General features: G+C 55.8%; 17 protein-coding genes and 1 pseudogene. 9 read left to right on the top strand and 9 right to left on the bottom strand.

The annotated features are described in order from the left end of the window. Positions 1–33: 33 nt before the first annotated feature. From C463_RS10535 to C463_RS10550, 5 genes are all read right to left on the bottom strand, one after another. Entirely contained in the window at positions 34–864 is an 831-nt protein-coding gene (locus C463_RS10535; RefSeq protein ID WP_049905815.1) for an IS5 family transposase, read from the bottom strand. A gap of 118 nt (positions 865–982) precedes the next feature. Further along, positions 983–3124, bottom strand: a complete 2142-nt coding sequence (locus tag C463_RS17800) for a PAS domain-containing protein (protein WP_008443577.1) — start codon at positions 3122–3124, stop codon at positions 983–985. Between the two features lie 121 nt (positions 3125–3245). After that, complete coding sequence (locus C463_RS10540) at positions 3246–5450, bottom strand: HAMP domain-containing methyl-accepting chemotaxis protein (protein ID WP_008443578.1); 2205 nt, start codon at positions 5448–5450, stop codon at positions 3246–3248. A gap of 911 nt (positions 5451–6361) precedes the next feature. Next, a complete protein-coding gene (locus tag C463_RS10545; protein WP_008443579.1) occupies positions 6362–7165 on the bottom strand; it encodes an ABC transporter permease subunit in 804 nt (267 codons plus the stop codon). Then, positions 7162–8115 carry an ABC transporter ATP-binding protein gene (locus C463_RS10550; RefSeq protein ID WP_008443580.1) on the bottom strand — a complete coding sequence of 318 codons (954 nt, stop codon included), beginning with the start codon at positions 8113–8115 and terminating at the stop codon, positions 7162–7164. The genes C463_RS10545 and C463_RS10550 overlap by 4 nt, the downstream gene beginning before the upstream one ends. A 201-nt stretch (positions 8116–8316) precedes the next feature. Here C463_RS10550 and C463_RS10555 point away from each other — a divergent pair, with 201 nt between their 5' ends. The 7 genes and pseudogenes from C463_RS10555 (at position 8317) to C463_RS10570 (ending at position 17383) form a co-directional block, all read left to right on the top strand. Beyond that, on the top strand, positions 8317–11637 hold the full coding sequence (locus tag C463_RS10555) for a PAS domain S-box protein (RefSeq protein WP_049905817.1): 3321 nt from the start codon (positions 8317–8319) through the stop codon (positions 11635–11637). Between the two features lie 75 nt (positions 11638–11712). Then, positions 11713–12354 carry a metallophosphoesterase gene (locus C463_RS20165; RefSeq protein WP_080510815.1) on the top strand — a complete coding sequence of 214 codons (642 nt, stop codon included), beginning with the start codon at positions 11713–11715 and terminating at the stop codon, positions 12352–12354. 472 nt (positions 12355–12826) lie between these two features. Beyond that, complete coding sequence (locus C463_RS17810) at positions 12827–14470, top strand: AAA family ATPase (protein ID WP_160163103.1); 1644 nt, start codon at positions 12827–12829, stop codon at positions 14468–14470. A 128-nt stretch (positions 14471–14598) separates the two neighbouring features. Continuing rightward, entirely contained in the window at positions 14599–15162 is a 564-nt protein-coding gene (locus C463_RS17815) for a metallophosphoesterase (protein WP_008443584.1), read from the top strand. 67 nt (positions 15163–15229) lie between these two features. Then, positions 15230–16183 (top strand): DHH family phosphoesterase, encoded by a 954-nt coding sequence (locus C463_RS10565; RefSeq protein ID WP_080510817.1) that lies wholly within the window; start codon positions 15230–15232, stop codon positions 16181–16183. A gap of 524 nt (positions 16184–16707) precedes the next feature. Then, positions 16708–16827, top strand: a pseudogene (locus C463_RS20170) (DMT family transporter); the annotation flags it as partial. A gap of 232 nt (positions 16828–17059) precedes the next feature. Further along, on the top strand, positions 17060–17383 hold the full coding sequence (locus C463_RS10570) for a hypothetical protein (protein WP_008443586.1): 324 nt from the start codon (positions 17060–17062) through the stop codon (positions 17381–17383). 35 nt (positions 17384–17418) lie between these two features. Here C463_RS10570 and C463_RS19930 read toward each other — a convergent pair whose 3' ends face one another. Beyond that, positions 17419–18459: a hypothetical protein gene (locus C463_RS19930; protein WP_167539449.1), complete on the bottom strand. Its 1041-nt coding sequence runs from the start codon at positions 18457–18459 to the stop codon at positions 17419–17421. After that, the gene (locus C463_RS19935) at positions 18416–19060 is read right to left on the bottom strand and encodes a protein kinase domain-containing protein (RefSeq protein WP_080510819.1); all 645 of its coding nucleotides are present in this window, start codon (positions 19058–19060) and stop codon (positions 18416–18418) included. Before C463_RS19935 ends, C463_RS19930 begins: the two co-directional genes overlap by 44 nt. Before the next feature lie 217 nt (positions 19061–19277). Between C463_RS19935 and C463_RS10580 the strand changes: the two genes are divergently transcribed. Continuing rightward, on the top strand, positions 19278–21779 hold the full coding sequence (locus tag C463_RS10580; protein ID WP_049905822.1) for a heavy metal translocating P-type ATPase: 2502 nt from the start codon (positions 19278–19280) through the stop codon (positions 21777–21779). Positions 21780–21786: 7 nt separating this feature from the next. Here C463_RS10580 and C463_RS10585 read toward each other — a convergent pair whose 3' ends face one another. Beyond that, entirely contained in the window at positions 21787–21993 is a 207-nt protein-coding gene (locus tag C463_RS10585; protein ID WP_049905824.1) for a hypothetical protein, read from the bottom strand. 943 nt (positions 21994–22936) lie between these two features. After that, the gene (locus C463_RS10590; RefSeq protein WP_049905827.1) at positions 22937–23485 is read right to left on the bottom strand and encodes a DUF7342 family protein; all 549 of its coding nucleotides are present in this window, start codon (positions 23483–23485) and stop codon (positions 22937–22939) included. Positions 23486–24398: 913 nt separating this feature from the next. Here C463_RS10590 and C463_RS10600 point away from each other — a divergent pair. After that, the coding region (locus C463_RS10600) for a SufD family Fe-S cluster assembly protein (RefSeq protein WP_008443590.1) at positions 24399–25330 on the top strand (932 nt) is incomplete at its 3' end.

Raw genomic sequence — 25330 nt, forward strand, 5'->3', positions numbered from 1 at the left:
TCTGCTTTGTTGAATCCGATGACGGCGTGGGGATCACTGTTTGAGAGCCTGTTCGAGATTGTAGACTGCGGCGGTCACCACGAGTTCGCGGAACTCGCGGTACCACGCGCGAGGGTGGACAGCGGGGCCGAACCGGCGCTTGATGGCCGAAAAGGCGGTCTCGGCCATCCAGCGCTGGCCGTATAAATCGCTGTCCAACCGTGCGTTGTGTGCGTGATCGTACGCAGCGAACAGCCGGTGGCGCAGCAAGGGCCGGACGCCCTCTGACCGGAGGGCGTCCCGGAGAGATTGGTCGTCATAGCCTTTGTCGCCGGCGAGACTCTCGATTTTTTCGGTGTTACGAAGGGCGACTCGACGGCCAGTCTGGGTGTCGTGGGGCCAGTGTGCCGAGCAGTGGGGATCGAGGATGGCACACGAATCTGTATCGACGAGCGCCGTCGTTTTGAGCGTGCGTATGTGGCGATCCGAGCGGTGTTGGTAGTGTCTCGATGCCGTTTCGCGGTCGAAGAATGTGGCATCGATGGCTCCGTGCGAGCCCGGATCGCAGATGGTCGCTGACTCACGGAGGAAGCCGCGCCACACAGACATGGGCACCCTCTCGAACGACCGGTACAGCGTTGAGGGTGCGGGAAATGCCGTTCGAGCGAGCTGTAACAGACCACGAACACGATCCATCTCGCTTGCCCAATCCACGATCTCACGGTACGTCGCATCCATGTGAATCCGCAAAAAGTGGAGCGTGACATGCTTCCAACCGGAAAATCCGTTGCCAGTCGGATCACTCACCGCCGTTGGACTGGCAGCACAGCGCTTTTGAGCCAGCGACGCCGCTTGCTTAACGAAGCGGAAGAGTAGTTTGGACACATTCGGCTCTTCCGCTTCGCTTCCACCTTCAGAGCGACGCTATCCCGCTGCCTTCTGCGGATTCAACAGAGCANAGAGTAGTTTGGACACATTCGGCTCTTCCGCTTCGCTTCCACCTTCAGAGCGACGCTATCCCGCTGCCTTCTGCGGATTCAACAGAGCACTTGACTCCTGTTTCAATTGTTGCGTGTGGAACGTTGACTGGTTCATCCGGTGTGTCCAACGTAATCTCTGCTTCAGAATGTTCTATCTGAGCGTTTGAGACTGCGTATTTGCTCGCCTGTGTAAGATCGGTTGACTCAGCCTTTCGTGGCTTCGAAAGGACTTTTGTGACTTGTCGTATTTTCCCGGCCATATCAATCAATTTCTTGCTGTGCTCCGAGACAGTCTCAGCGGTGTTTATGACTTCTGGGGCGCTTGTCTGCTGCTCAATCAACTCAGCACTTCCCCTCACAACGTTCATCGTATTTTTTATATTGTGGCGGAGCACTCGGTCAAGAACCTGAAGTTGCTGCTCACGTTGTCTAACCTCGCTCAAATCATGAACTGACCCCACTACCCCCGTAACCCCTCCATCGTCGTCCCACAGTGGTGAAAGGACAGCCCGAACGAAGCGCTGTCGTTCGTCCTTACTGGTATCAGCTTCAAGTTCAAAGACAACAGATTCACCGTCTAACGCTTGTCGTATTGGGGGCCTGATTTTCTCAGCAGTACTTTTCTCAACAATCGAATCAATACGTGTTCCACGAACTCGGCTCGGATCAAGTTCGTAATACTGCCGAAAGTTCTCATTGGCGAATACAAGTCGCTCTGATGAGTCAATACAAAAAATCCATGTGGGTGACGCCTCGACTGCCGATTTATATTGTTTGAGCCGCTCTTGTTTCTCTTTATCTTCGGTGACATCTCGGTGAAACCCGGCGAATTCACTGACTTTTCCCTCCGTGTCAGTAATCGGAGCGAATGTTTCTTTCGTCCAGAATCTTGGTTGATCATCTTGGTCGTCACAGCGCTCGATTGTTACTGATCTACCCTCCTCGACAGCTGTCTGGACCGTTGAAGCCATTTCTGAGTCTTTGCCATTACAGAACACCGCTGTGAGATCAGACCGATTCTCTAGGTCATTCTGTGCTAGTTCATCGAACCGATTGTTTGCGTACACGAGCGGGTCGTTTTCTCGATGTAAATCGAATATCGTGATTCCAATCGGTGCTTTGTCCATCACCCTCGATTTGCGATGGAGTTCGCGGCGTGTCTGTTCGGACCCCGTTACCTCGGTATACACGTATGCTCGGTGCGCGCCCACCCGCTCGCTCGGTAGCCCCGTCTCGATCACTCGGTAATACCGAGTTCCACTATCAGTCTCCCACTCGAAGATCGGATCGTCTTGAAGGGTACACTCGTACAGTGCTGGCGCTGTGTCAGCAAAACTCGTTTCACTAGCTCCGCGGAGCTCATCGAATGTTTCAGCGGCGGAGGGGCTTATGTGCCTGATTTCTCCCTCAGCGTCAACAATAATCGTTGCCTCGTTAAGATGTGTGAGCACCTGCTTTCGCCAGAACCGTGGAATCGGACGAAACGTCTCATTCAAAAACACGAAGCTTCCCAACGCGAAGACGGCCATTCCGAGAGGTGCGTAGCTCGTGTCGACAAGCTGCGTTGGAACGCGTCCCAGTCCGATAGCGACATCTACCACTGCGGGGACGGCCGTGAGGACTACAACGACTCCGAGTCGCCAGTCCTTGAGACGAGAGACGCTCACAGCTTCGATCAGCCAGACCGTTGCGATCCCGACTGACAGGTATGCTCCCCCGGCGATCAACCAATAAGTCACACCCGGATTAAACGCAAGGTGTGTGAATGGTTCGGTAGAGACATACGTAGTGAAGTAGAGATTATATGTTGGGTTGGTGAGTTTGATAGCGACAGCGACGAGGTATAGCCCAACCGCAAGACGCCGTAGTACAGGGCGGCGGTGGTATTCGTGACCTGCGTATGCCGACGCAAAATAGAGCCACGCACCAATACTAGCAAGTCCAACAATTAAGCCGATGATCCGTAGCCATGCGGCTGCTGACACCCAACCGATCGCGAACTGTATGGTAGTTGTTGCTGTCCCCCCCCCAGCCAGAACGAATACCGACACAAGTCCAAGGCGTGTATCACGGTCGGCGATATCGGTGGCTCTCCAAGCTCCATAGCCCGAAATGAGTGTCGCGAGAGCAAACACCGCGACATACGCCGCCCGTGCTACCTCCATACGTAGTTCATTTTGTCTATTATAAAATATGTTATGATATTTTTTTAATGTCCTTTGATTGATGCCTATTGAGAGTCTAGTTGTTGAAAAATATTCTTTATGTGTGAGAAGATAGGTCAAGTTAGTTACTTTCTTGTTCGTAGTGAGAGCCAGCCGGTACATTGCCTCCATCTGTGGCCGCCTGATACTGTGTGTTTGTCTCAACGGTCGTTTCTTGTTGTGTCTCGAACCGAGCCACCTGTTCGTTGAGATCACCAGCCAACGTCGAGAGCTCTTGAATCGTTTCGGTCGTTTCCGCGAGCGATGATGTCTGCTCTTCGGTTGCTGCCGACACGTTGCTTGCCTCCGCTGCGGTCTGCTCACTTACACTCGCCACTTCATCTACCACCGAGACGACCTCTTCTGTCGATGTAGCTTGATCGTCAGTCGCGTCACTAATCTCTCGGATACCGCTTTCAGCCTCCTGTACTGCGTCCGCGATCTCGTCAAACATCTCAATCGCATTCTCAATTGTTTCCGACCCGCGCTCAACGCGCTCGCTCATCTCCTCCATTCCCGCAACTGTTTCCGTTGTGTTTGCTTGTGCGGCCTCAATCCGCTCTTCGACAGCGGTTGTCGCCTTTTCTGCTTCCTCTGCGAGCGATTTGACTTCTGACGCTACAACGCCGAACCCTTCTCCAGCTTCTCCAGCACGCGCTGCCTCAATCGACGCGTTCAGCGCCAGAATGTTTGTTTTCTCTGCGATACCGGAGATCATCTCCACAATTTCTCCGATCTCTGTCATCGCCTCTTCGAGAGCCTCAACCTGTGCGGCTGCCTCGTCGGCTTGTTCCTCGATCGACTCAATTTCAGTAGTTGCCTCCGAGGCGTACTCACGGCCTTCGTTCCCCTGTTCAACTGCCGCCCCCGCAGTTGCAGCCACTTGGTCTGCTGAAGACGCCACTTCTTCGACCGTAGCCGACATGTCGTTCATTTCGTTAGCCACCTCTTGGAGATTCTCACTCTGCGTGTCTGCCCCGTGTGAGATTTCTTCGACCGACCTAGCAACCTCCTCGCTCGCTTCTTTGACCTCTTCAGTGTTTTGTGCGACCACATCACTTGAGGTGGCAACGTTCTCTACAATCTGTTTGACATTACCGACACTATCACTGAGACGGTCGATCCCATTTTCTAAGTTTGACAGTACGTCGCCGTACGCTCCTGGGTAATCTGTGTCGATATCTTGTGCGAGTTGCCCCTGCTCTAGCCGGTCGCTCGCAGCCGATATTTGCCCAAAGCTGTTCGACAACTGCTCTGTCCCTACTGCGAGGTCATCAAGTACGGCACCGTACTGTCCCGGACGGTCCGTGTTGATATTGTCATCAAGTACACCCCGTTGAAGATCGCTACTAACACTCTGGATTTGCTCGAAGCTTGCCGAGAGCTCGCCGGCACCAGTTTCAAGATTGGTTATCGTCTCACCGTACGTTCCGGGGTATTGGGATTCAAATTCCCAGTTGAGGTCTCCCTGTTTGAGCCCCTCACTTGCGGTTCCAATCTGAGAAAATACTCCCTCAAGATTCTCTTGCATCTTAGTGTACGCTTCGACCATCCTCCCGAGTTCATCATTCTCGACATGCTGATCTATCTCCGTGTCGAGCTCTCCGTTACTGATTGCAGTGAGCCCGTTCGATAACTGCTTGATCGGTGGTGTGATGCGGCCGGCGACGAACAGGCCGATCATAATCGCTACAATGAACGATCCGATGGTCAGCCCAAGAACTTCTACTTGTGCGGTTTGCGTTGTGCTCTCGGCTGATACAACCGATGCTTCCTTGTCTTCGATAGCTGCCTGCTCGAGCGCCTTCGCGGAGTCTCTGGTATCAGCGACGATTGTGTCTAACTCATCGCTCTTCGCCTGCGCTTGCTCCATTTCACCGGCTTCTAAGGCTGTGAACAACTCTTGAGCGGTCGTAGAGTACTGTTCGTGTTGTCTCTGTAATTCTTCGAACTCCGCTTGTTCTGCTTCGCGCAGCTCTTGTTGTTGTAGCTCGGCGGAGTAGTCGTCGAATCTCTCACCTGCTGCTTGGAAGTTGGACTGTTCTCCTTCCTCACCGAGGAGTGCGGCGTGTACAGCGACTTGTTGCTCGTCGATGGCTACGAGCATGTTCATTGAGGCGTCGATTTTGTCAGCTTCTTCAGAGATAGCCTGTGCCTCTCTGTCGACGTCTCCAACGGCTTGGTATCCGACCGCGCCGGTGACGCCCACCAATAGCGCTACTAAGACGAACGCGATGATGAGTTTCGGTCGAAGGTCCAACCGGTCGATCGCGATCTTATCTAACATATATGAAAATACATATCTGATTTACAAATAGTTACGCCACGAAATATTCTTACTGATAACCAGGGGGCAAACCAATATTTCAGCGAGCGGCAGCGCAGAGCCTCCTTCCTCACCGAGCGTCGGAGACGCGAGTAGGGGGAGAGAAAGCGTGTTCGCGCATTTTGATCGACTCCCTGAGGTACCACATGTCACTGTCGTCCTCACACAAGTCGGGGACGAGAGGCCTCGCCAGTAGACCGACGCCCGTGGTATAGGAGTACCGCACCCGATACTCGGGAGCGATAACCGCGAACGGTTCAACTCCGTCCCCGTCTCGGGGTAGTGGGTGCGAACACCGGGAATTAAATCGGCGGAAGAATCCATGCGGATGGTCGAAGGAGGCCCTGAAAGCCCCCGCTGGAAGCGTAGACAGTAAGAGGAAGTCGGGCCACGCGCATATACGGAGTCGTGGGGCACAATACCGTCTCGGCAAAGCCCCACTGTCAAGCGTGACCAGTCCGTGTACGCGGGGAGGGTGCGAGTAGCGCGGGGTAGTTGACTAGCGCAGAATATTCTCAAAAACGAGAACTCGAGGGGAGAGACTAAATGTGGTATTGTACAGCGCTTGTGTATGGAATTGAGTGATGTAAAATCGCCAATTAATACGTACATCGCTCATGTGTAGCACATTGTTGATGAAGAGCCATCTTGCGATTCTGCGGTGCGTTGAGTAGATTGAGAACATACGACTTAGCAGCTCTGACGGCTAACTACTGAATGAGGTCCACCCCCGAAGACTGTATCAACAATCTCCTACCGAAGAGCGTTCGTGGTAAATACCCGCTCTTCAGCGAGTGGCTGTTTCAGACGGTACTGTGTCCGAAGAATAGGAATTCAACAGAGCCAGCCTGTCGTGTTCTGGCACTCGCAACTTAACTGATATCGGCACTCCGGAACCGTAGGTATCCACCCAAGACCGGCACGACGATCCATACGAGCAGGATGAGCGTTGGGAACCACACCGAAGCGAACGGATCGGCAGCGAAAATTTGCCCGCCACTCGCCACGGTCTGGAAGGCGGTACTCGCGGCGCGGCTTGGCGGAAATATACCAATAAATTGGAGCCACGCTGGTTGGCTCCCTGATTCGACCAGTCCAAATTCAACGGCGCCGGCCTGGATGACACGTAGGATCAGGTTCCAGAGGGCAACAAGGACGAGGTATGCCCCGACAGTAAGCGCAGTCGCCCGGCCGTCACTCGCGCTGACGGCCGAAATGCCGACGCCGATGCCTACGAATGCCATTCCCATCAAGCCAAGAAAGAACATAAACGGCACCAGCAGGGCGAGTCCGTCACCGAGCAGTGTGACGATGACGACCCCGGTCGCGACCGCACCGATCACTGTCGCGACGAGCATCAATGCCGTCCGGCCGATGAGCTTCCCGAACAGGATGTCACGACGCGACGGTGGGAGGCTCAACAGCACGCGGAGTGACCCAGATTCGCGCTCGCCGGTAATCGCTCCTTTAGCAACGAACAGCGCGATGATAGGGAGCGCTACGACAGTGATCTGAAACACTTGGCCGAACAACACGCTGGCTGGCTCGTCGACAGTCGTCGCGGCGGCAGCCGTTATTCCGGCGGTGAACAACACTACTGCCAGCGAGACCGCCCAGAGCGCTTTCGACCGGCCCGCGTCAGCTAGGTCTTTCCGAGCGACAGTGCGGACGCTCATGCCTCGGCACCTCCAATGACCGCTGCCTCAGTGTGTTCATCGTTCTCGGTATCGGTCGTGTAGCTGGCGAACATATCCTCGAGCGAAGACTCCTCGATCCGGACGTCGGTGACGGTTGTCGTCTCTCGGACTCGGTCGATGAAGGTGAGCTTGGCGTCCGGTTCGAGACAAGTCCCGCAAACAGCCCCGTCGGTGACCTCAATGTCTCGGACGTTTGGCAGGTCTCCCAGTTGCGCTTCAGGTTCGCGACCGACCTGGAGCGTCACGCGGGCCCCGCCGTCGAGGCCCTCGCGGAGCTGCTCGATAGAGTCGGTCGCGACGAACCGTCCATCGTCGATGATACCGATGCGGTCGGCGACAGCCTCGACCTGTTCGAGGATGTGACTCGAGAAGAACACGGCCGCTCCCCGCTCGTTTTCTGCCTGGATGAGCTCTCTGAGCTCGCGTGCGCCGTTGGGGTCGAGACCGCTTGTCGGTTCGTCAAGGATGAGCAACTCGGGTGAACCGACCAGCGCCACCGCCAGCGCGAGTCGCTGGCTCATCCCGGTCGAGTACTCCCCAGCCGGGCGCCCCGCGTCATCCGGGGACAGCCCAACCCGTTCGAGCAGCTCGTCCGGATTGTCATCGGTATTCTTGAACTCCACGGCGAGCTCGACGTGTCGACGCCCACTCAACCGCTCGTACAGCCCGTAGTTCTCTGGAACAACCCCGATACGACGGTGGAGCTGCTTGCGCTCGGCCGAAACATCCAACCCGAGCATCGACGCCGTCCCCGCGGTGGGGGACACGAAATCCAGCAGCATATTGATCGTCGTCGACTTTCCGGCCCCGTTGGGCCCGAGAAAGCCGAATATTTCGCCCGACTCGACGGTAAGGTCTAACCCGTCGACAGCTTTCACCCCGCCAAACCGCTTCGTCAAGCCCTCGGTGTCGATCGCTGGTTCGGTCATGTCGTGGTTACGGGTATACGAGACGATGACATAAACCGGAGACGAGCGTTTCTGGTGCTGATACAGCGCAAACGACCGATTTACTCCAACTATCTTTGGACGGCTGGGCGCGTACTTTCTTGCCGCTTCGGATCAAGTAGTCAATTAAGTATAATGTCAACCGCCGATTCACGCCCTCGGGAAGCGACGCGGGTGCTCTGTGTGGACGGCGATCCGGAGGAGACACAACGCGTCGCCGCGGCGCTCCAAGGTGAGCCCGAACCCTTCCATGTCGTGACTGAAACGGACCCAGTGGAGGCGCTCGATCGGCTGAGTTCAGGTGACATCGACTGTCTCGTCGCCGGGTATGATCTACCCACGATGGATGGTGTGACGTTTCTCGAGTCGGTCCGCGAAACCCACGGTGACGTTCCGTTTATCTTGTTCACTGGGTCGGGGAGCGAAGCGGTTGCGAGTCGGGCTATCTCTGCGGGCGTCACCGACTACGTTCGGAGCAGGCCGGGGGGGGGCGGCCTCGACGCGCTCGTCGACCGGATTCGGGCGCTCTTGAGCCACGACGGAGCCGCGACGGAATGGGCGTACGACGAGGCGCAGTTCGAGCGGTTCGTGGAGGCCTTTCCAGACGTTGTGTTCGCTATCAATGAGGAAGGACGGTACGTAGACGTCATCGCCGGTGGAACAGATTCGCTGCTCTTTGACGATCCGGAAGAGTTGCTCGGCAGTCGGTTTCACGACCTGCTGCCTGTCGAAACTGCGGATCGGTCCCTCGATGCCATCCAGAGTACACTCGAGACTGGGGAACAGCAGCGGATCGAGTACCAACTGGAGGTGCAGTCGGGCACGCGGTGGTTCGAAGGTCGTGTCGGACCGCTAGACGCAAGCGGGAGCACGCAGACCGTGTTCTGGATCGCCCGAGATATCACAGCGCGTAAGCGTCGTGAACAAGAGTATGAGCAGATCTTCAACAGCGTCAACGACGCCATCACCGTTTTCGACCCCAAAGCCGGAGAGATAACCGAAATTAACGAAGCCTACCGCGAGATGCTCGGGTACGATATCGAACGAATCCGCGAACTGGGCATCGATGGACTGAGTGCGACCGACGAAGGGTACACGGGAGAGCAGGCATGGGAACTCATCCGGGACGTGGCCGAGACCGGCGAGTCCAAGACAGTTGAGTGGCGGGCCAAACAGAGGAATGGCGACCGAATCTGGCTGGAGGCGACGCTGACCCCGGCAGAAATCGGGGGCGAGCGACGTGTCCTCTCGATACAGCGCGATGTCACGGACCGACGGGAACTTGAACGCACCTACCGGTCGGTCTTCGAGAACGTCTCGGACGGACTTGTTGTCCATGATCCTGAAACTGGGGAGATCACAGATGTCAACGACCGCTTCTCTAGTATGAATGGCTACGACCGTGAGCAGCTCATGGGGGAGACCATCGACGTCGTAACTGGCCCGGACCACGACTACGAACGCGCGAAAAAGATGGTAGAGCAGGCCAGAGAGGGCGAGTCACAACTGTTCGAGTGGCGTAACGAGCGCGCCGACGGGACAACTTTTCCCGTCGAAGTCAATCTCAGCGTCATCGATCTCCGAGGTGAGGAGCGCGTCCTCGCGAGTGTCCGGGACATTACCGCGCGAAAGCGCCGCGAGCGCGAGTACGAACAGATTTTTGATGGGGTCAACGACGCGATTGTCATCCAGGACCCTGAGACTGGCGAGCCAGTAGATGCGAACGAGACGTTCCTCGATCGGCTGGGGTACGACAACGTCGACGAAATCCGCGAGGAGGGACTGGCAGGGCTCAGCGCAACTCAGACCGGCCACACCAAAGAGTACGCGGAGGAACTGTGCCACCGCGTTATAGAGACAGGGGAGTCAGAAGTTGTGGAGTGGGCACAAGAGACCAAAGATGGAGAACGCCGCTGGATCGAAGCGACGGTTGATTCAGCGGTGATCCAGGGTGAAGATCGGATCCTCTCGATGCAGCGGGACATCACCGAGCGCAAACGTCGCCAGCGAATCATACAGAAGCTTCACGCATCGACCAACGATCTACAGGAGGCGGAGTCCATAGAGGATGTCTGTGAGGCGACCGTCGCGGCAGCCGAAGAGGTACTCAACATTTCGATGCCGATCTGCTGGATCCACGGATACGATGAACCCGATGTCCTGTCTCCGGTCGCAACCAGCGAGACAGTCTGGGACGCATCACAGGGAGTCGACGGCCCCGGTGAGTTCGAACCTGGTGACTTCCAGTACGAGGTGTACGAGACAGGCGAGATGCGCATCTACGACCCAAGTGAGCGGCGTGAGGAAACGCCACTCAATTGTGGAGTCCTGATCGGACTTGGCGACCACGGGATGTTCGGCGCAGCGGACCCGGGCGTCGAGACGTTCGACGACGTCACGCTTGACGCCGCTCGCATACTAGCGCGCCACGCGAGGGCCGCGCTCGATCGCGTGGAACGCGAGAGGGAACTGCGTGAAAGTGAGCGGCGCTTCCGGCTAATCGCCGAGCAGATTGACGAGGTAATATACCTCGCCAACACAGACTTCACCGAGGTTCTGTACGTTAACCCCGCTTACGAGACAATCTGGGGTCGTTCGACCGAAGAGCTCTACGACGACGCTCAGAACTTTCTCGAGGCGGTCGATCCCCGCGACAGGGAGGAAATCAAGTCCGATGTCGAGACGATGGTCGCGGAGATGCAACGCGATGACCCCGCGGATAGCTACGACTTCGAGTACCGGATCCGACAGCCCGGTGGCGAAATCCGCTGGGTCAGTGCGACGGGCTATACGATCGAGATGTCCGGCGATGAACGCCGGTTCGTTGCCATCGTCGAGGACGTTACCGAGCGCAAGTACCGCGAGCAGCGCCTTGAGGTATTCAACCGGATCCTCCGGCACAACCTGCGCAACCAGCTCGACGTGATCCGAAGCCACGCTGAGGCCCTGATCGACCAAATCGACAATAGCCACCCCAAACAGATCGTCGCCGCGGTTGACGAACTCGCAGCGATGGGGGCCAGAGCGCGGAACACGGACCAGATTATACCGATCGGTGAGGCCACAAGCGAGGTCGAACTTCCGGAGACGATGATGGAACTCGCCGACGAGCTCGCGCCGAATCAGGGGACCGTTGAGGTGGTGACCGACCTCCCCGCGTCGGCGCGGCTAATGAACAACGACGAGGCGCTCCGAACGGCCGTCAGGAGCGCACTGGAAAACGCCATCGAGTACGCCGATTCGACAGTGCGGTTGACGGTCCAAGACTCCCCTGACGGGTACGTAGTCATCATCGATGACGACGGCCCCGGGATTCCGGAAGAGGAACTCATCCCGATAGAGGCTGGGACCGAGACGAAACTTAACCACGGGCGCGGCCTCGGCCTCTGGCAGCTCAGGTGGGCTGTCGACAAGCTCAACGGTGAGCTTTCTTTCGACACGAACGACGGGACAACCATCCGCATCGGCGTTCCGGATAGAGACGAAACGGCGCGCAGCAACTGAGTAATGGCAGCTGCCAAGATATATCAGCTATCATTACAAAGACGACTGCGCTGATTGAAAACAGGTTCGACCTAGATGAACACCTCACCTGCTATCGCCCAGCAAATTTCCGGTGACCCGTTGATCGTACACATTAGTGATGTCCACGGTTACCTCGCGGACGCTCGAAGTGCATTGCGCGCTGTTGGTGACACCGAATCGTATCCAGATCTGGTAACAAGTGATCAAGACAACCGGCTCCATTGGGCAGACAACAATTACGTCCTCATCGTCAACGGTGACGTAATCGATCGGGGGCCGGCAAACGAGGAATGTCTTGAGATGGTGTGGCGACTTCAAAACGAAGCCCCATCTGGACGGGTACGCTACCACTTAGGAAACCACGAATTAGCTATCTTGCTCCCGTCGTTCGTCCGGTGGCCAGATGCGTATTCGACCAGCCTTGGCTCAGCGCAGCGGCGAGAATTCCTCCAACGAGTCAACGAGGGAGCTGTAACGGGTGCTTTTGAGGGATACCAGTATATCTACAGTCACGCCGGACAGAACGAACCATTCAACGTCAGAAAGGTGAACGACGCAGTCCAGGCCGCCGCAAGCGAGTTACTGGATGTCGATTGCGACGATAGAATGGTACAGAAGCAGCTAGAACGACGATACAGCCGTGTATTCGCACTTGGTGGCAACGGCGGTCGAGGNGGATGTCGATTGCGACGATAGAATGGTACAGAAGCAGCTAGAACGACGATACAGCCGTGTATTCGCACTTGGTGGCAACGGCGGTCGAGGTCCTGATGCTGGCCTCTGCTGGATGGACTTCACACACTTGGAACCATCAGCTCCGCCCCAAGTCGTCGGCCACACGAAACGAGTTAGCCCCGTCCGAAACGGCAACGTCGTCTGCGGGAATATTATTCGAATGAACCATCACTCACCAGGAGGTGAGGGCGTCTTGATCGAAAGCCCCGATACGTTGGAGGCGGTCCGTCGGAAACCCAATGGATCCGTATCGGTATCGTCGGTCTGATAAGCACGGGCCATTCTGGAGCGAGCAGTAGGCGGAGGACAAATCTTGATTGATTTCACTCCAGAATTTTCTGGGCATTTTCGACCGGAATATTACCACCCGAAATAAATAAGTCACCTGCGAATGAGCATCTGAGAAACTATGATGAATTCAGACTCCACAGACATGGAAGCTGACGATTCTGTAGAAGACCACTACGAGGACACTGTCACCATTCAATCTCACCCGTTTAGTTCGTTTGATGCGTTTCGTGGGTATACTGAGGAGAAACAACAACTCTCCGAGACTGTCATTGAACCAGCTGGATACGATCGGTATGTCACAACATCTGCCCTGCTTCTCGGTGAGGAAGCTGATTGTCAAACAGCAGCATTAGCGAAGGGGATATCCGGTGAACTCGACGATGAGTATTCTTTCTTTCATGTTGATTCGTATCGGAGCGATATCATGGGTGAAGAGAACAATATTGAGACGACACTAGACGCTGCACGGTCTCGTGAACCGAGTTTTGTTCTGTTTACTTGCCTTGATGAGCACGGATTCGGTGAGACAGAGTACGAGTTGCTTCGGACACAGATCGAGTCAATTCAACAGAGCAACGACCGAGTGACTGTCGTCTGTACTGCACAGGACCAAGATATCGAACTCACCGCCCACGATTCAATATTCGAGGTCTTCATCGAAGTTCCCAAACCTGGTGACGAATTTCGTCGTGGGACAATTACTACAGAACTTGAGCGGGCCGAGGCTGCGGGGGTAATTGAATCGGCACAGTTCGATGAAGAGGCACTATCTGAACTCAATATAGCAGATCTCACGCTACAGGAACTTCGAACTGTAATCAAGCGGACTGTTCAGCGGCGACGACGCGCAAGTGAAGTGGAAAACCCGACAATTTCGCCATCTCATATACAGAATTCAATTAGTATTGTTGAGGCTGAGAAACTGGAGGAATCAACAGGAATGACGATCTTTGATGGAGAGGATACTGATCAGTTTGAGCCCGAGATCCCCTCAGTGACTTTTGATGATATTGGTGGCCTCACAGGCGAAAAACAACGACTTCGAGAGGCGGTCACCAAACCAGTCGAATATAGCGATACCTTTCGGGAAGCCGGCTACTCTGTTGGGCAAGGCATCTTGTTACATGGACCTCCTGGAAACGGCAAGACGATGCTCACAAAGGCTGTCGCGAACGATTTATCCTATCACTTCCTTTCAGTGAAAGGCCCAGAGCTCGAACAACCGCTCGTTGGCGTGTCTGAAGACCAACTGCGTGAATTGTTCCAGACTGCGCGCGAACATACTCCCAGTGTAATCTTCTTTGACGAATTCGACTCACTAGCGCCGAGCAGGAAGACCGATACGCCAGTTTGGAAGGATGATCTGGTCAACACACTGCTTTCTGAACTTGATGGATTAGAACCGCTTGCCGATGTCATCGTCATGGCTGCCACGAACCGCGTCAATGAACTTGATGACGCGGTACTCCGTTCAGGCCGGTTTGATACGTTCATTGAGATCCCGTCGCCATCACAAAAAGAACAGATGGAGATTTTCTCCGTTCATATTGATGATCTTCCAACAGCTGAGGACGTTACAACGGAGTGGTTCGGTTCACTCCGCTTGTCGGATCTTTCTGGAGCAGATATTATGGCCATCTGTCGCAAGGCACTCGAATTCGCGGTCCGTGATTTCGATGCGGAGAGTGCCCAACAGATCGTGGTTACTCAGGATAATGTCCAAGCAGCACTCGAGCGGGTCCGATCTGAACTCCGCAACTCACAGTGGTCTCGGGGATACCAGTGACCACTGCTGAATTATAAAAAGCAAGGAGAATGTCCGCGCTTTAGGCGCAGGATGTATCCGACATTCTGACCGCCACCCCACCGAGGACGGATCATTTTACAGTAAGTGAGAGAAATCCTGCCCACACAATGGAATATCTCATCTCTGATCTACACCTCGACCATGACAATATCATTGACTACTGCGACCGACCATTTAGTTCGGTAGAGGAGATGAATGAGACGATAGTTGAGAACTGGAATGACAGCATTGATCCAGGTGACGAAGTACTGTATGGTGGCGATTTAACTATTCAGTCGTCAGCTTCGGCTTTACTGGACTGGCTCGACGAACTTAACGGCGAGATCGTTTTTGTTCTCGGAAATCACGACAATACTGTCTTAGAGAAGTTAGATCGAGTTCAGTTCGTTAGAGAGTATCAATTCGAGTATCGCGGAGTTCCGTTCCATGCTGTCCATGACCCAGCGGACGACCCCTCAAATCCCAAGGGCTGGCTGCTCCATGGTCACCATCACAACAACTGGCCAGGTCAATTTCCTTTAATTGATCACAATAATCGTCGGGTTAACTTCTCAGTTGAATTACTGGATTATAAACCCCTGAACACAGACAGATTAGTCGACTATTTGGCTTGTGGCGAACAATTTTCTGATCGAACTGCCGCTGAGCGTGTACTTGAAGCCCGTAGCTGACACGACATCGAATCGGTCAACCGTATTGAGGCCCTCTGTTGAACTGTCTTGAAGTCTAATTTTGTATATGGACATTGTTGAAGCCCTCCGCGCGTCTGATTCGCCGGTATTAGTCACTCATCGGCACGCGGACCGCGATACCCTCGGGAGTGCTATCGGATTACGAGAACTGCTCGGACGAGGAACAATCTGTACCCCCGACGGTGTCGCACGTCCCGCGCAGTCGCTACTTGAGACGTTCGACATTGATCCGGTCACCCGACTGAGAGAGATCACGCACGACGCAGTTGTCGTACTTGACGCACCGTCGACTGAGCGGATTGCGCCGGTGGATCCAATGTCACCAATTCTCATTGATCATCACGAACCAGACAACCTGGCCTCAAGGGCAACGGCGTCGTTCGTCGATACGGAAGCCGAAGCGACAGCTGAACTTATTGTCCAACTCGCAGGTGCCGCTGACTGGGAACTGTCACCGGAGGCTGCGCTACCATTGCTCGTCGGCCTCCTTGACGATACGGGGTTCATGACAGAGGCATCCCCTAGAAGCGTCACGGGAGCGGTCGAGCTCTTCGGGGCACTCGACGATCGGACCGCCGATTTGCCGAAATTGCTCGATCAGTCGCGGACGTCAGGCGAGGAGTCTGCCCGAGCACTCGGAACCCTGCGAGCGACAGGCTACCGGGCTGGCGATCTTTTTGTCGCCGTGACCCACGTTGGGGGCTACGAGACAGCTGCCGCACACGCGCTTTGTGATGCCGGAATCGATTTGGCAGTTGTCTGCTCAGACCAGGCCGACGGATTCCGGGTGACAGCACGTGCCTCAGAATCGTTTGTTGAGCGCCGCAGTCTTGGAGGCGATATCTTACCGGCACTCGCCGACGAGTTCGGTGGCAACGGCGGCGGTCACGCTGGTGCCGGTGTCGCAGAGCTCCACAAGGCATCTCAAGCTGAAGTAGAGGCGTTCCTGATTGACCATTTCGAGTCAGAACTGGGACTCACTTTTGCGACGGAAGTGTAAGCACAGCACTGGAAGTAGAGTAGCCGAAGCTTGGAAAAATTAGGTCTTAGCCAGAATACGTTACCTGTATTTTGGCAGTGATAAAGATCCCACAGGGGTAGCTTTATCACACGTCGTAAAAAGTTGATTTTGTCTCACAATTTTATAATAAATTCGTGACGAGTTATCTCGACAGTAATGAGCTTGGAAGACGACTTAGAGTTAGTCAAGGATTTAGAGTCTCAGGTGCTTCGGAAGCGTCATCACGAACCATTTGAACTGGAGATTTCAAATAAAAAGAGGCTGCTATGCTCCAAAGTATATTAAATAAGTCAAAAGTAAAATTAGCACTCAGAATCTTAACCAACGCATCGACCTCTGTTTCGTGAGTTGTTGGTTAATTATTGAGATTCTCCTCTTATACTCCTCGCTCAGTGATATCTTCGAATACGAGCGTGTCATACGTGGTGTCCTGACTTGCCTTCGCACTGACGAGCAGCCGATAGGCATTCCCGAGCAAATGTGGGCAACGTCCACGATCTCAGATGTCAATCCGCGCCGCCGTGTTCCACACCGCCGTGGTCGTACTGCCCGGCCAGTCGTTCTCAACGGCCACGTGGACGCCGTTTGCGCTCGCCGCAGTCGCGTGTCTCTCCGCAGTCGCTGCGGCGGCCGAGGAGCGCGAAGACAAGTTGTACTTTGCTCGCCAACTCCAAAACGCCGTCCCGGGCCCCGAAGATCCCGGGGTAAAGGGGAGGGGAGAGCGGACACCGCAGCGTCGACCACGCCCATGTCCGGCGGATGCGGCGCAGCGAGCGCCGGTGAGTCGGCGGGGGGTTCGGAGGGTCGACGGGAGACGACGCCGAGAGCGTCGTCGAGCGGCATCTGAACACCGTCTTGGAGTCCATCTTCGCCGCCCGGCTCCGTGCGGGGAAGCAGGCAGGCGAGTCCGTCCCGGCTGACGACGCAAAAGACGAGCTTGTCGCTCGGCTTGAGGACTCCACGGTGGACAGCCTCTCGGAGCTGTCGAACATCTACGAGCGGGTCAACGGGAGCTACGTAGACCGGGACCGAGAAGGCGGAACGCTCACGATCGGTCTCACTCCCGAAGGCCGCGGCGTCGTACCTGTGTGGGTGAAGTACTTCAGTATATCCTCGCTCAGAGCAACCACGTCAGCTTCCAAGACCTTACCATCGGAGCAAAATTTCTCAGTTAGATGAACGTGTTATCTACTGGGAATGGGGACAAAACGGTATCAGACGGACAGCGTCTGGAGGAGTTTCAACGCGCTGAACCGGCACAGTTTCGTCTTTGGGTGTTTTTCCCCATGTTCGGACTCGTATTGACGGACAAACTCAAGAATGCTCTCGCCAACATTGTTACCGAAGGGTGTCAGACTCACGTTCTGTTCAAGTTCATGAATCCGTTGGCGGAATTTTTCCTGATCTTCAATGACCGCGACTGATTCGTTCATCTCGTTTTTCACCCGCCAATCAAGGAGGTCCTCATCAACAGAGCCTTGAATATCGGCTGGGCCCCCTATGCCAGTTTGGTTCATATTCACTGACTGGCTGAACCCAGACTGCTCACCAAATTCGCCCTGTTGCTGCATCATCTGAACCATTGTCGACATTGACCCGTCATTCGCGAAACCGCCTTGGTCAAACATATCTACAACAGTTTGCTCACTCTCATTCTCTACGATAGAATTGGAGTTAGACTCCGATTCATGCCTCTCCACGACTTCTTCAACTCGTTCACTAAACGACTTCTCTCCATCTTCCTCATCCCCTGTTCCACCACTTTGACCGGTACTATCTTTCTCGGAACTGCGCCGCTCCCGTATTTCTTCGACACGATCACTGAATGACTTGGTCGCATCACTCTCAACAGTATCTCTCGAGTTTTCCCCTTCAAAATGTACCCCACCATTGTCGCTCCTCGAAGACGAGTTTACTTGTCCAGACACCAAATTTTGGAGCACATCTTCAATTGCTTCTGAAATGCTCCCAATCGACTTCGGCCGGTTCGTCTTCTCTCTTTGAAGCATTGACAGCACAATCTCATCGACTTGTTCAGGAATGTCTGCCTGAGCTTCGCTGGGTGCTGGAGGCAGTCCCTCGCTGAGAGTGTCATTCATGATAGACATGTGTGTCCCAGTATACGGTGGCCAGCCAGTGAGAAGCTCGTACAGTAGACATCCGACTTGATACACATCGGTGAGGTCATCAGGGTCTCCGAACTCAGCTGGATCAAACTGTTCCGGCGCAGCATATTGATAGGTGAAGGCTTCCATTGAGCCAGAATTTTCTGCTAATCGGCGTGCTAGCCCCCAATCTGAAATTGACGGAATGTTCCATTGCGAGCCAGAGGTTTGTCGAAAGAGAATNGAGAATGTTTTGTGGCTTCAAGTCAAGGTGTGCGATGCCATCTCTATGAGCGACTTCTAGCCCTCGACAGACACAAAGGATAATCCATAATGCGTGTTTTATTTTGATACCATTTTCAGCGGTCTCAAGGAGATCCTCTAGCGTTCCACCGGACGCGTACTCGACCGCAATCCACGGATTGTTCGACCCGATCTCGATAACCGACGTGATGTAATTGTACTCGCTCCACCGTGGTTTGTTTCGTTCACGGGCGTCAACAGCTGCCCATGTTTCGGCACGCTTCTGGAAGTCCTTCCGTACACCGGTAGAAATTGTGTTATTTGAGTGGAGGGAAGCTGGGCCTTTCACTGTAAAGGTCCCTAGGCCACTGTCAGGGACACGTGCTTTGTGTACGACTGCCTGTCCACCTGCTCCGATTTGGTCACCGATTTCGATTTGATGTAGCTTGATAGACCGGCGAGGTGGGACTGTAACGTTAGTTATTGATGGCGCTTTCTCCAGATTCATAACCTGGTGCCGTACTTCTAATACCGTAAATGCTTGTGAATAACCCAGATTCAATCCTGTCGGTTATCACTTCACAGCAGCAGCGCAACAGCCAGTTGATCTGAAGGCCCTTACCTATGTGCGGCTATAGTCCTGATCTGTCGACAAAGCAAATGGGTCCAGCGAATTATCACCACGCTCCGAGATTAGAACGATACCGTTCCGGTCAGGGCCCTGAATGAGTGACGCAAGTCAAACGCGTGAGTGTATCGTCTGTCAGCAGCCAATCACAGGTGATTCGACAGCGGACAATTCCGGTGGACCGTTTTGTAGTAGCGGGTGTCGAGAGATTAGCCGCCTCCTTGGTGATGGCACCGAATTAGACCGTCCCGAGACAGGCCCAGATACCGATCGATCGGTCCCTGAGGGCGTTAAACAGACGTTTCTCCGGATCGATGGAATACACTCGCCAACGTGTGAGGCGTATCTCGAACACCTCGCAAACACGCAGTCGGGAGTGGTCGACGCAGAGGCAAGTTACGTCACCGAGACGATTCGCGTGGACCACAATGGAGACGTGGTGTCTACGGACGAACTCCGTGACGGATTAAGTAAGACCGGCTACACTGCGTTTCTTCGGTCCGACGCAAGTGCGGACGGTGACAGTGGCGGAACGCGTCGCTCGCGGGAGGCAGACGGACTCCGAAAACGACGGAGCGACGAAGTCCTCGGACTCCGCTACGCGGCCGGGATTGTGTTCGGCGCGTTTCTGATGGTCCCGTACGTAGCTCTCATGTATCCTACCCACCTCGCGCCGTACCTCGACGCCGCGTTCCTCGATGCGTTCGAAGGCGCGTTCCAACTGGACGGGAGCAGCGGGTTTCTCTTCCTGAGAATCTATTTCGTGTTGACCGCAATTGTGTTATTTTTCACCGGCATGCCGGTGTTACGCGGAGCGTACATCAGCCTGAAGATGCGCCGACCGACCACGGATCTCCTCGTCGCATTCACAGTCGTCAGCGCTTTCTGCTACGGGACAGGCGCGGTGCTGCTGGGGGACAACAACATCTTCTACGACCTAACGCTCGTCGTCGCAGCGGTCGTGTCGGGCGTCTCTCTGTACGAGACGTCGGTCAAACAACGGGCATTAGAGCGGCTCACTGAGCTCACTGTCTCGCAGGTGGACAGCGCTCGGCGACTCGACGAGGACGGCGACGCGACGGATGTATCGGTCGACTCCTTGCGCCCCGGGGATCGGATTCTCGTTCGCGAGGGGGAACGGATTCCAGTCGACGGGACGCTGGTTGGCGACGACTGTAGCGTCAAGGAGGCAGTCGTCACCGGTGAGGCACTCCCCGTCGCGAAGCAGACGGGGGATACCATCGTCGGCGGCGCGGTCGTTACTGACGGGGCCGCAGTCGTCGAGGTCGGCGATCCAGTGACGAGCAGCGTCGACCGCATTACCGATTCCTTGTGGTCGATCCAGAGCGCCGACCACGGAATCCAGCGCCGCGCAAACGCGCTCGCATATCGTCTCGCGACCCTGGTCGCCGGCGTCGCAGCCACGGTCGGTATCTGGGTCGTCGTCGACGGTGGCTCCCCTCCAGCGGGCGTCATGGCCGTTCTTCTCGTGCTGCTTGTCGCCACCCCGTGGGCGCTTGGGCTTGCGACGCCGCTCTCGGTCGCGACGAGCATCCACGACGCCATGGAGCGCGGGATCGTCGTTCTCGACGACACTATCTTCGAGCGGCTTCGCGAGGTCGACGTGGTCGTATTCGATAAGACTGGAACCCTTACAACCGGCGAGATGGAGGTCGTCGAGGTTGACGTACCCGACGAGGTGCTCGCCGACGCGGCCGCGCTCGAACGACGGGCCGCACATCCGGCCGGGGCCGCAATCGTCTCCGCGGTCGACGCTAAGAGTGAGGACGCAGCGACACGCCCCGACGGCGAGCATCCCAACGGTGACCGGGCTAAGGATCGGACGGCGCCCGCTGGGCGTGACGTACGCGACTTCCGAACGCACGCGACGGGCGTTTCGGGAAGTGTCGACGGTTGTGAGGTACTCGTGGGGAATCTCGACCTGTTTGCCGAACATGGCTGGACGGTCTCCTCAGAGATCCAAGCAAAAGCGCGTGAAGCCCGTGGATTCGGTCGTCTCCCGGTGGTAATCGGTCGTGACGGACGTGCGAACGGGCTCGTCGTGGTCGGCGACAACCCCCGACAGGGGTGGCTGGATACAGTTATCAGTCTTCACGAGCGCGGGATCGAAGTGGCTGTCCTCACGGGTGACAATGAGGAGGCGACGGACTTCTTTGCCGAACAGGAGGCCGTTTCATACGTATTCGCGGACGTGCCGCCAGAGGGAAAGACAGAGGCAATCCGGCGGTTCCAGCGCGATCGACGCGTTGCGATGGTCGGGGATGGAACGAACGATGCGCCCGCCCTCGCACAGGCGGATCTCGGGATTTCGTTGGGAAGCGGAACAGCATTAGCCGCTGATGCAGCCGACATCGCCATCGTCGACGATGACCTTTCTCTCGTCAACACCACGTTTGAGTTCGCTCGGGCGGCGCGTCGCCGGGTCCGACAGAACATCGGCCTCGCCTTCACGTACAACGCTATCGCGATCCCCGTCGCGCTCGTGGGTTTGTTCAACCCGGTAACGGCGGCGGTCGCTGTCGCTCTTTGTAGCGGTCTCCTCGCTGTGAACTCATCACGGGAACTTTTCTCGGGATAATCGGTCGCTAGACCGGGTTGAACTTCTCAGCGGCGAACGGTTCTTGACCGCTATCAACTCGCATCGTGTTTGTGGCGGAAACGAGAATTCCGGTGAGCAGCACGATTCCACCGACGAGGAATGCCGACGTAAACGATGGCGACAGATCAACAAAGAGCCAGTACAACGGTGCGGCGACCGGAGGGTCCGCCACGAGGATTGCCACCTTTGCCACGAGCGGCCCACAGCAGCCGCTCGCAAATGGAAGGGCGCGTCCTTCGAGAATTCATTACACAATCGTCAGGAGGACTTCCGGAGCAACGCTGACGATGGCCTCCCAGAGACCGTTGTAACCGAACACTGCTGTCGGGCGCGTCGCCATCCCAAGGATCGTGTCTGCTCTGTTGAATCCGCAGAAGGCGTCGGATCGGGTCACTCTGTACTCGGGTCAGGTGCGCTGCCGAGAGAATTCAGAGATGTACTNGATCGATCCACCTCCTTGACGACAAAAAGTGAGATTATCGTCACTTCAGAGATCGCGAACCCCGTGTCGTCATCGGATTCAACAGAGCAATCGTGTCCGGTCCGAAGAACGCGAACAGGCCTGCTCGACTTTTCGATGAAATCGCTTGATCCGGTAGTGGGTAGCTAGTGACTCGACTACCGGACATCCTCCTTGTCGTACACGGTGAGGAAGGCTCACGGTGGATTTTCTGCGTCGTTGATCCCACCGGATGTTCCATTCGTGTAAGCGTACCGCCAGCGTTGGAGAATCGCTCGCGTCACAAGGCTTGTCTCAGACACAGCAATACAAGATGGGTCGACGGGATGGCTTGGAGCATCAGGTGGTGAATGGAAGTGTCGTCGCGGCGCGTTGGGTTTCGGATGACAGTCGAACCGAAAATTTCGGTCGCGGGCATCTGTGTAGTGTGCGGCGTAGTTCCCGGTGAGACTCCACCGGACATCTATCCGGGCGGTTGACGCCGTTCCGACGCCGTCACATAGTTCAACCGAAAGTGTCTGTGGATTCAGCGGGTCGTCTACTGACGCGGTCTGGACCAGCGGCTCTAGTTCCACGAACAGGTCCCGTATTTCCCGTAGTGCCCCAGCGTCGATAGGACCAAATACCTCAGACTGCTCGGCTGGCTGAATATGGTGAGCGGGATCTCCGTCGTCGGTCATACGACGATGGACGTATCGCCATTACCATCGTCATCTGTGTCCGTGCCAGTAAGGTGACCAGTTTGGCTCACTTCACCGATCGCGAGTGTTGCCTGTGCGAGCGCGAGGTTACGTCGCGTCGTTTGCCATTCTGTAAGAAGCGCGCCATGGTCGCTGTCAGCGTCGTCGATATCCAGTTCTCGGGCGAACTCTTCGGGTGAATCAACACCGTATTCCTCGCGCCACGCCTGTATCTGTGCCTTCATATCAGCGATGCCAGACGCGATCTCTTCGGGCGTCCGTTCCGCGAGGAGCGACTGGGCGTGTTCGGTGACGATAGCCGTTTCCGACCGTCGGTAGTGCGTCGTCTGACCGTCCTGAGACGTCGTTACCTCACCAGCGCTCTCGAGCGTTCGCAGGTGCTTTCGTGCCGTGGTCGATGAGACTCGGGCACGCTCGGCAATCTGTGCTGCAGACAGCGGATCGTACACGCGAGAGATGACTTCGTACACCCGTTCAAAGGGGGTCGTCTCCTCGATCCATTCCTCTTCGACGACGTCGTTCACGTCAGGGTGGTCGGTGCCGCCATCCGGGCTCATTCGGTGGGGCGGGGACGACTCTTCGGACATTATGTACCAACCAACGAAAGAGCAGTATAATAATCTGTGGGGTAGTATATTGTTCACCAAATCCGAGATATGGAGGATTGTCCACAGCAGTCTCGCTCTTATGCAGAAACGCGGAAAGGGGTCGTTGAGTTGTACCCAGCAGCGAACTGGGTACGCCAACTAGGCCCCGGATCGCTGGACGGCAGCCGGTCTTCAAAATGTCAAATCCTCTTTCCGCAGCTCTACACAAGGCGAGTAGGTGAAAAGGGAGGTATGCCAACCGCTCTATGACGCCCTGACAATAGGCTAACAAGCGGTCGCATTCGGCTGGAAACGTTCGAACGCATCTGGAGTGTGGCTTGGCGCAACAATTCTTCAGAGTGGGCGCTAACATACCAACAATGACGGACGAAATTGATATCCCAACCGAGCCACGGGCTGCGGTCGACACACTGGCGACTCACCTAACTGCGACCGCAGATCGTCCAGTACCGCCAGCGACGAACCGATGGCTCGGAGAGGCTGAAGCCGTCGCCCGCGATGCTACCAGTGACGATCTTGACACGCAAACCAGGCAGAAACGGGTTCGGCAAGTTGCTACACTGCTTGAGTCGGCTGACGAAACGGGCGACGCCGTTGCCGACCGCCACATCGAAGCGGCGATCGAGTGCTGTCAAGTCATTCTCGCTAACGAGTAACGGTGACCCTGTTTCTACCGGATGGTCCTCTCGCTAAATGTTAAATTCTCTAAGTAGAGAAACCGAATTAAACCACATAAAGTTATTCATTTCCGTTAAAGAAACCATTATAAGTTACTGATGGATGTTTTAGCGCACCACACTTATATTCGTAGCCTCTAAAAAATACTTTGATGAGTTCAAAACAAGACGATCTCAAAGAGACAAACACCGAGGCCCGTTTCGAGTTCAAGAAGGAGGAGAAGTCTGCGTTCCGGACCGAGAAGGGCCTCACCGAGGAGACTATTCGCGTCATCTCGGAGGACAAAGACGAGCCGGAGTGGATGCTGGAGCGCCGCCTGCGCGCGCTCGAGCAGTTCCAGGAGATGCCGATGCCGACCGACTGGCCCGGCCAGCCGGATTTGAGCGAGGTCGACGTCGACGAGATTGTCCCGTACATCCGGCCGGACGTCGACGTCCGCGCCGGCGTCGACGACTGGACCGAACTCCCGGACGATATCAAAGACACGTTCGACAAGCTGGGCATCCCGGAGGCTGAAAAGAACGCGCTCTCAGGCGTCGGCGCGCAGTACGAGTCGGAGGTCGTCTACCAGAACATACAAGAGCGGTGGGAAGAGAAGGGCGTCATCTTTTGTAATATGGACGAGGCTGTCCAAGAACACGAAGAACTCGTCCGAGAGCACTTCATGACGAAGTGTGTCCCCCCGAGCGACAACAAGTTCGCGGCGCTTCACGGCGCCATCTGGTCCGGCGGCTCGTTCGTCTATATCCCGGAGAACACCACCGTCGACATGCCGGTCCAGGCGTACTTCCGGATGAACTCCGAGGGNATCTGGTCCGGCGGCTCGTTCGTCTATATCCCGGAGAACACCACCGTCGACATGCCGGTCCAGGCGTACTTCCGGATGAACTCCGAGGGAATGGGCCAGTTCGAGCACACGCTCATCATCGCCGAGGAGGGTGCCGAGGTCCACTACATCGAGGGCTGTTCCGCGCCGAAGTACTCGAAGTTCAATCTTCACTGTGGCGGCGTGGAAGTGTTCGTCGATGAGGACGCTCACGTCCAGTACTCGACCGTCCAGAACTGGTCGAAGAACACGTACAA

It is taken from the genome of Halorubrum californiense DSM 19288, assembly GCF_000336875.1.
Lineage (GTDB): Archaea > Halobacteriota > Halobacteria > Halobacteriales > Haloferacaceae > Halorubrum > Halorubrum californiense.

What these genes read in the sequence shown, in the direction of transcription:
- C463_RS17800 (WP_008443577.1), bottom strand. Translation starts at nt 3,124, where the DNA reads ATGGAGGTAGCACGGGCGGCGTATGTCGCGGTGTTTGCTCTCGCGACA.
- C463_RS10540 (WP_008443578.1), bottom strand. Translation starts at nt 5,450, where the DNA reads ATGTTAGATAAGATCGCGATCGACCGGTTGGACCTTCGACCGAAACTC.
- C463_RS10545 (WP_008443579.1), bottom strand. Translation starts at nt 7,165, where the DNA reads ATGAGCGTCCGCACTGTCGCTCGGAAAGACCTAGCTGACGCGGGCCGG.
- C463_RS10550 (WP_008443580.1), bottom strand. Translation starts at nt 8,115, where the DNA reads ATGACCGAACCAGCGATCGACACCGAGGGCTTGACGAAGCGGTTTGGC.
- C463_RS17810 (WP_160163103.1), top strand. Translation starts at nt 12,827, where the DNA reads ATGGAAGCTGACGATTCTGTAGAAGACCACTACGAGGACACTGTCACC.
- C463_RS17815 (WP_008443584.1), top strand. Translation starts at nt 14,599, where the DNA reads ATGGAATATCTCATCTCTGATCTACACCTCGACCATGACAATATCATT.
- C463_RS10565 (WP_080510817.1), top strand. Translation starts at nt 15,230, where the DNA reads ATGGACATTGTTGAAGCCCTCCGCGCGTCTGATTCGCCGGTATTAGTC.
- C463_RS19930 (WP_167539449.1), bottom strand. Translation starts at nt 18,459, where the DNA reads ATGGAAGCCTTCACCTATCAATATGCTGCGCCGGAACAGTTTGATCCA.
- C463_RS10580 (WP_049905822.1), top strand. Translation starts at nt 19,278, where the DNA reads ATGAGTGACGCAAGTCAAACGCGTGAGTGTATCGTCTGTCAGCAGCCA.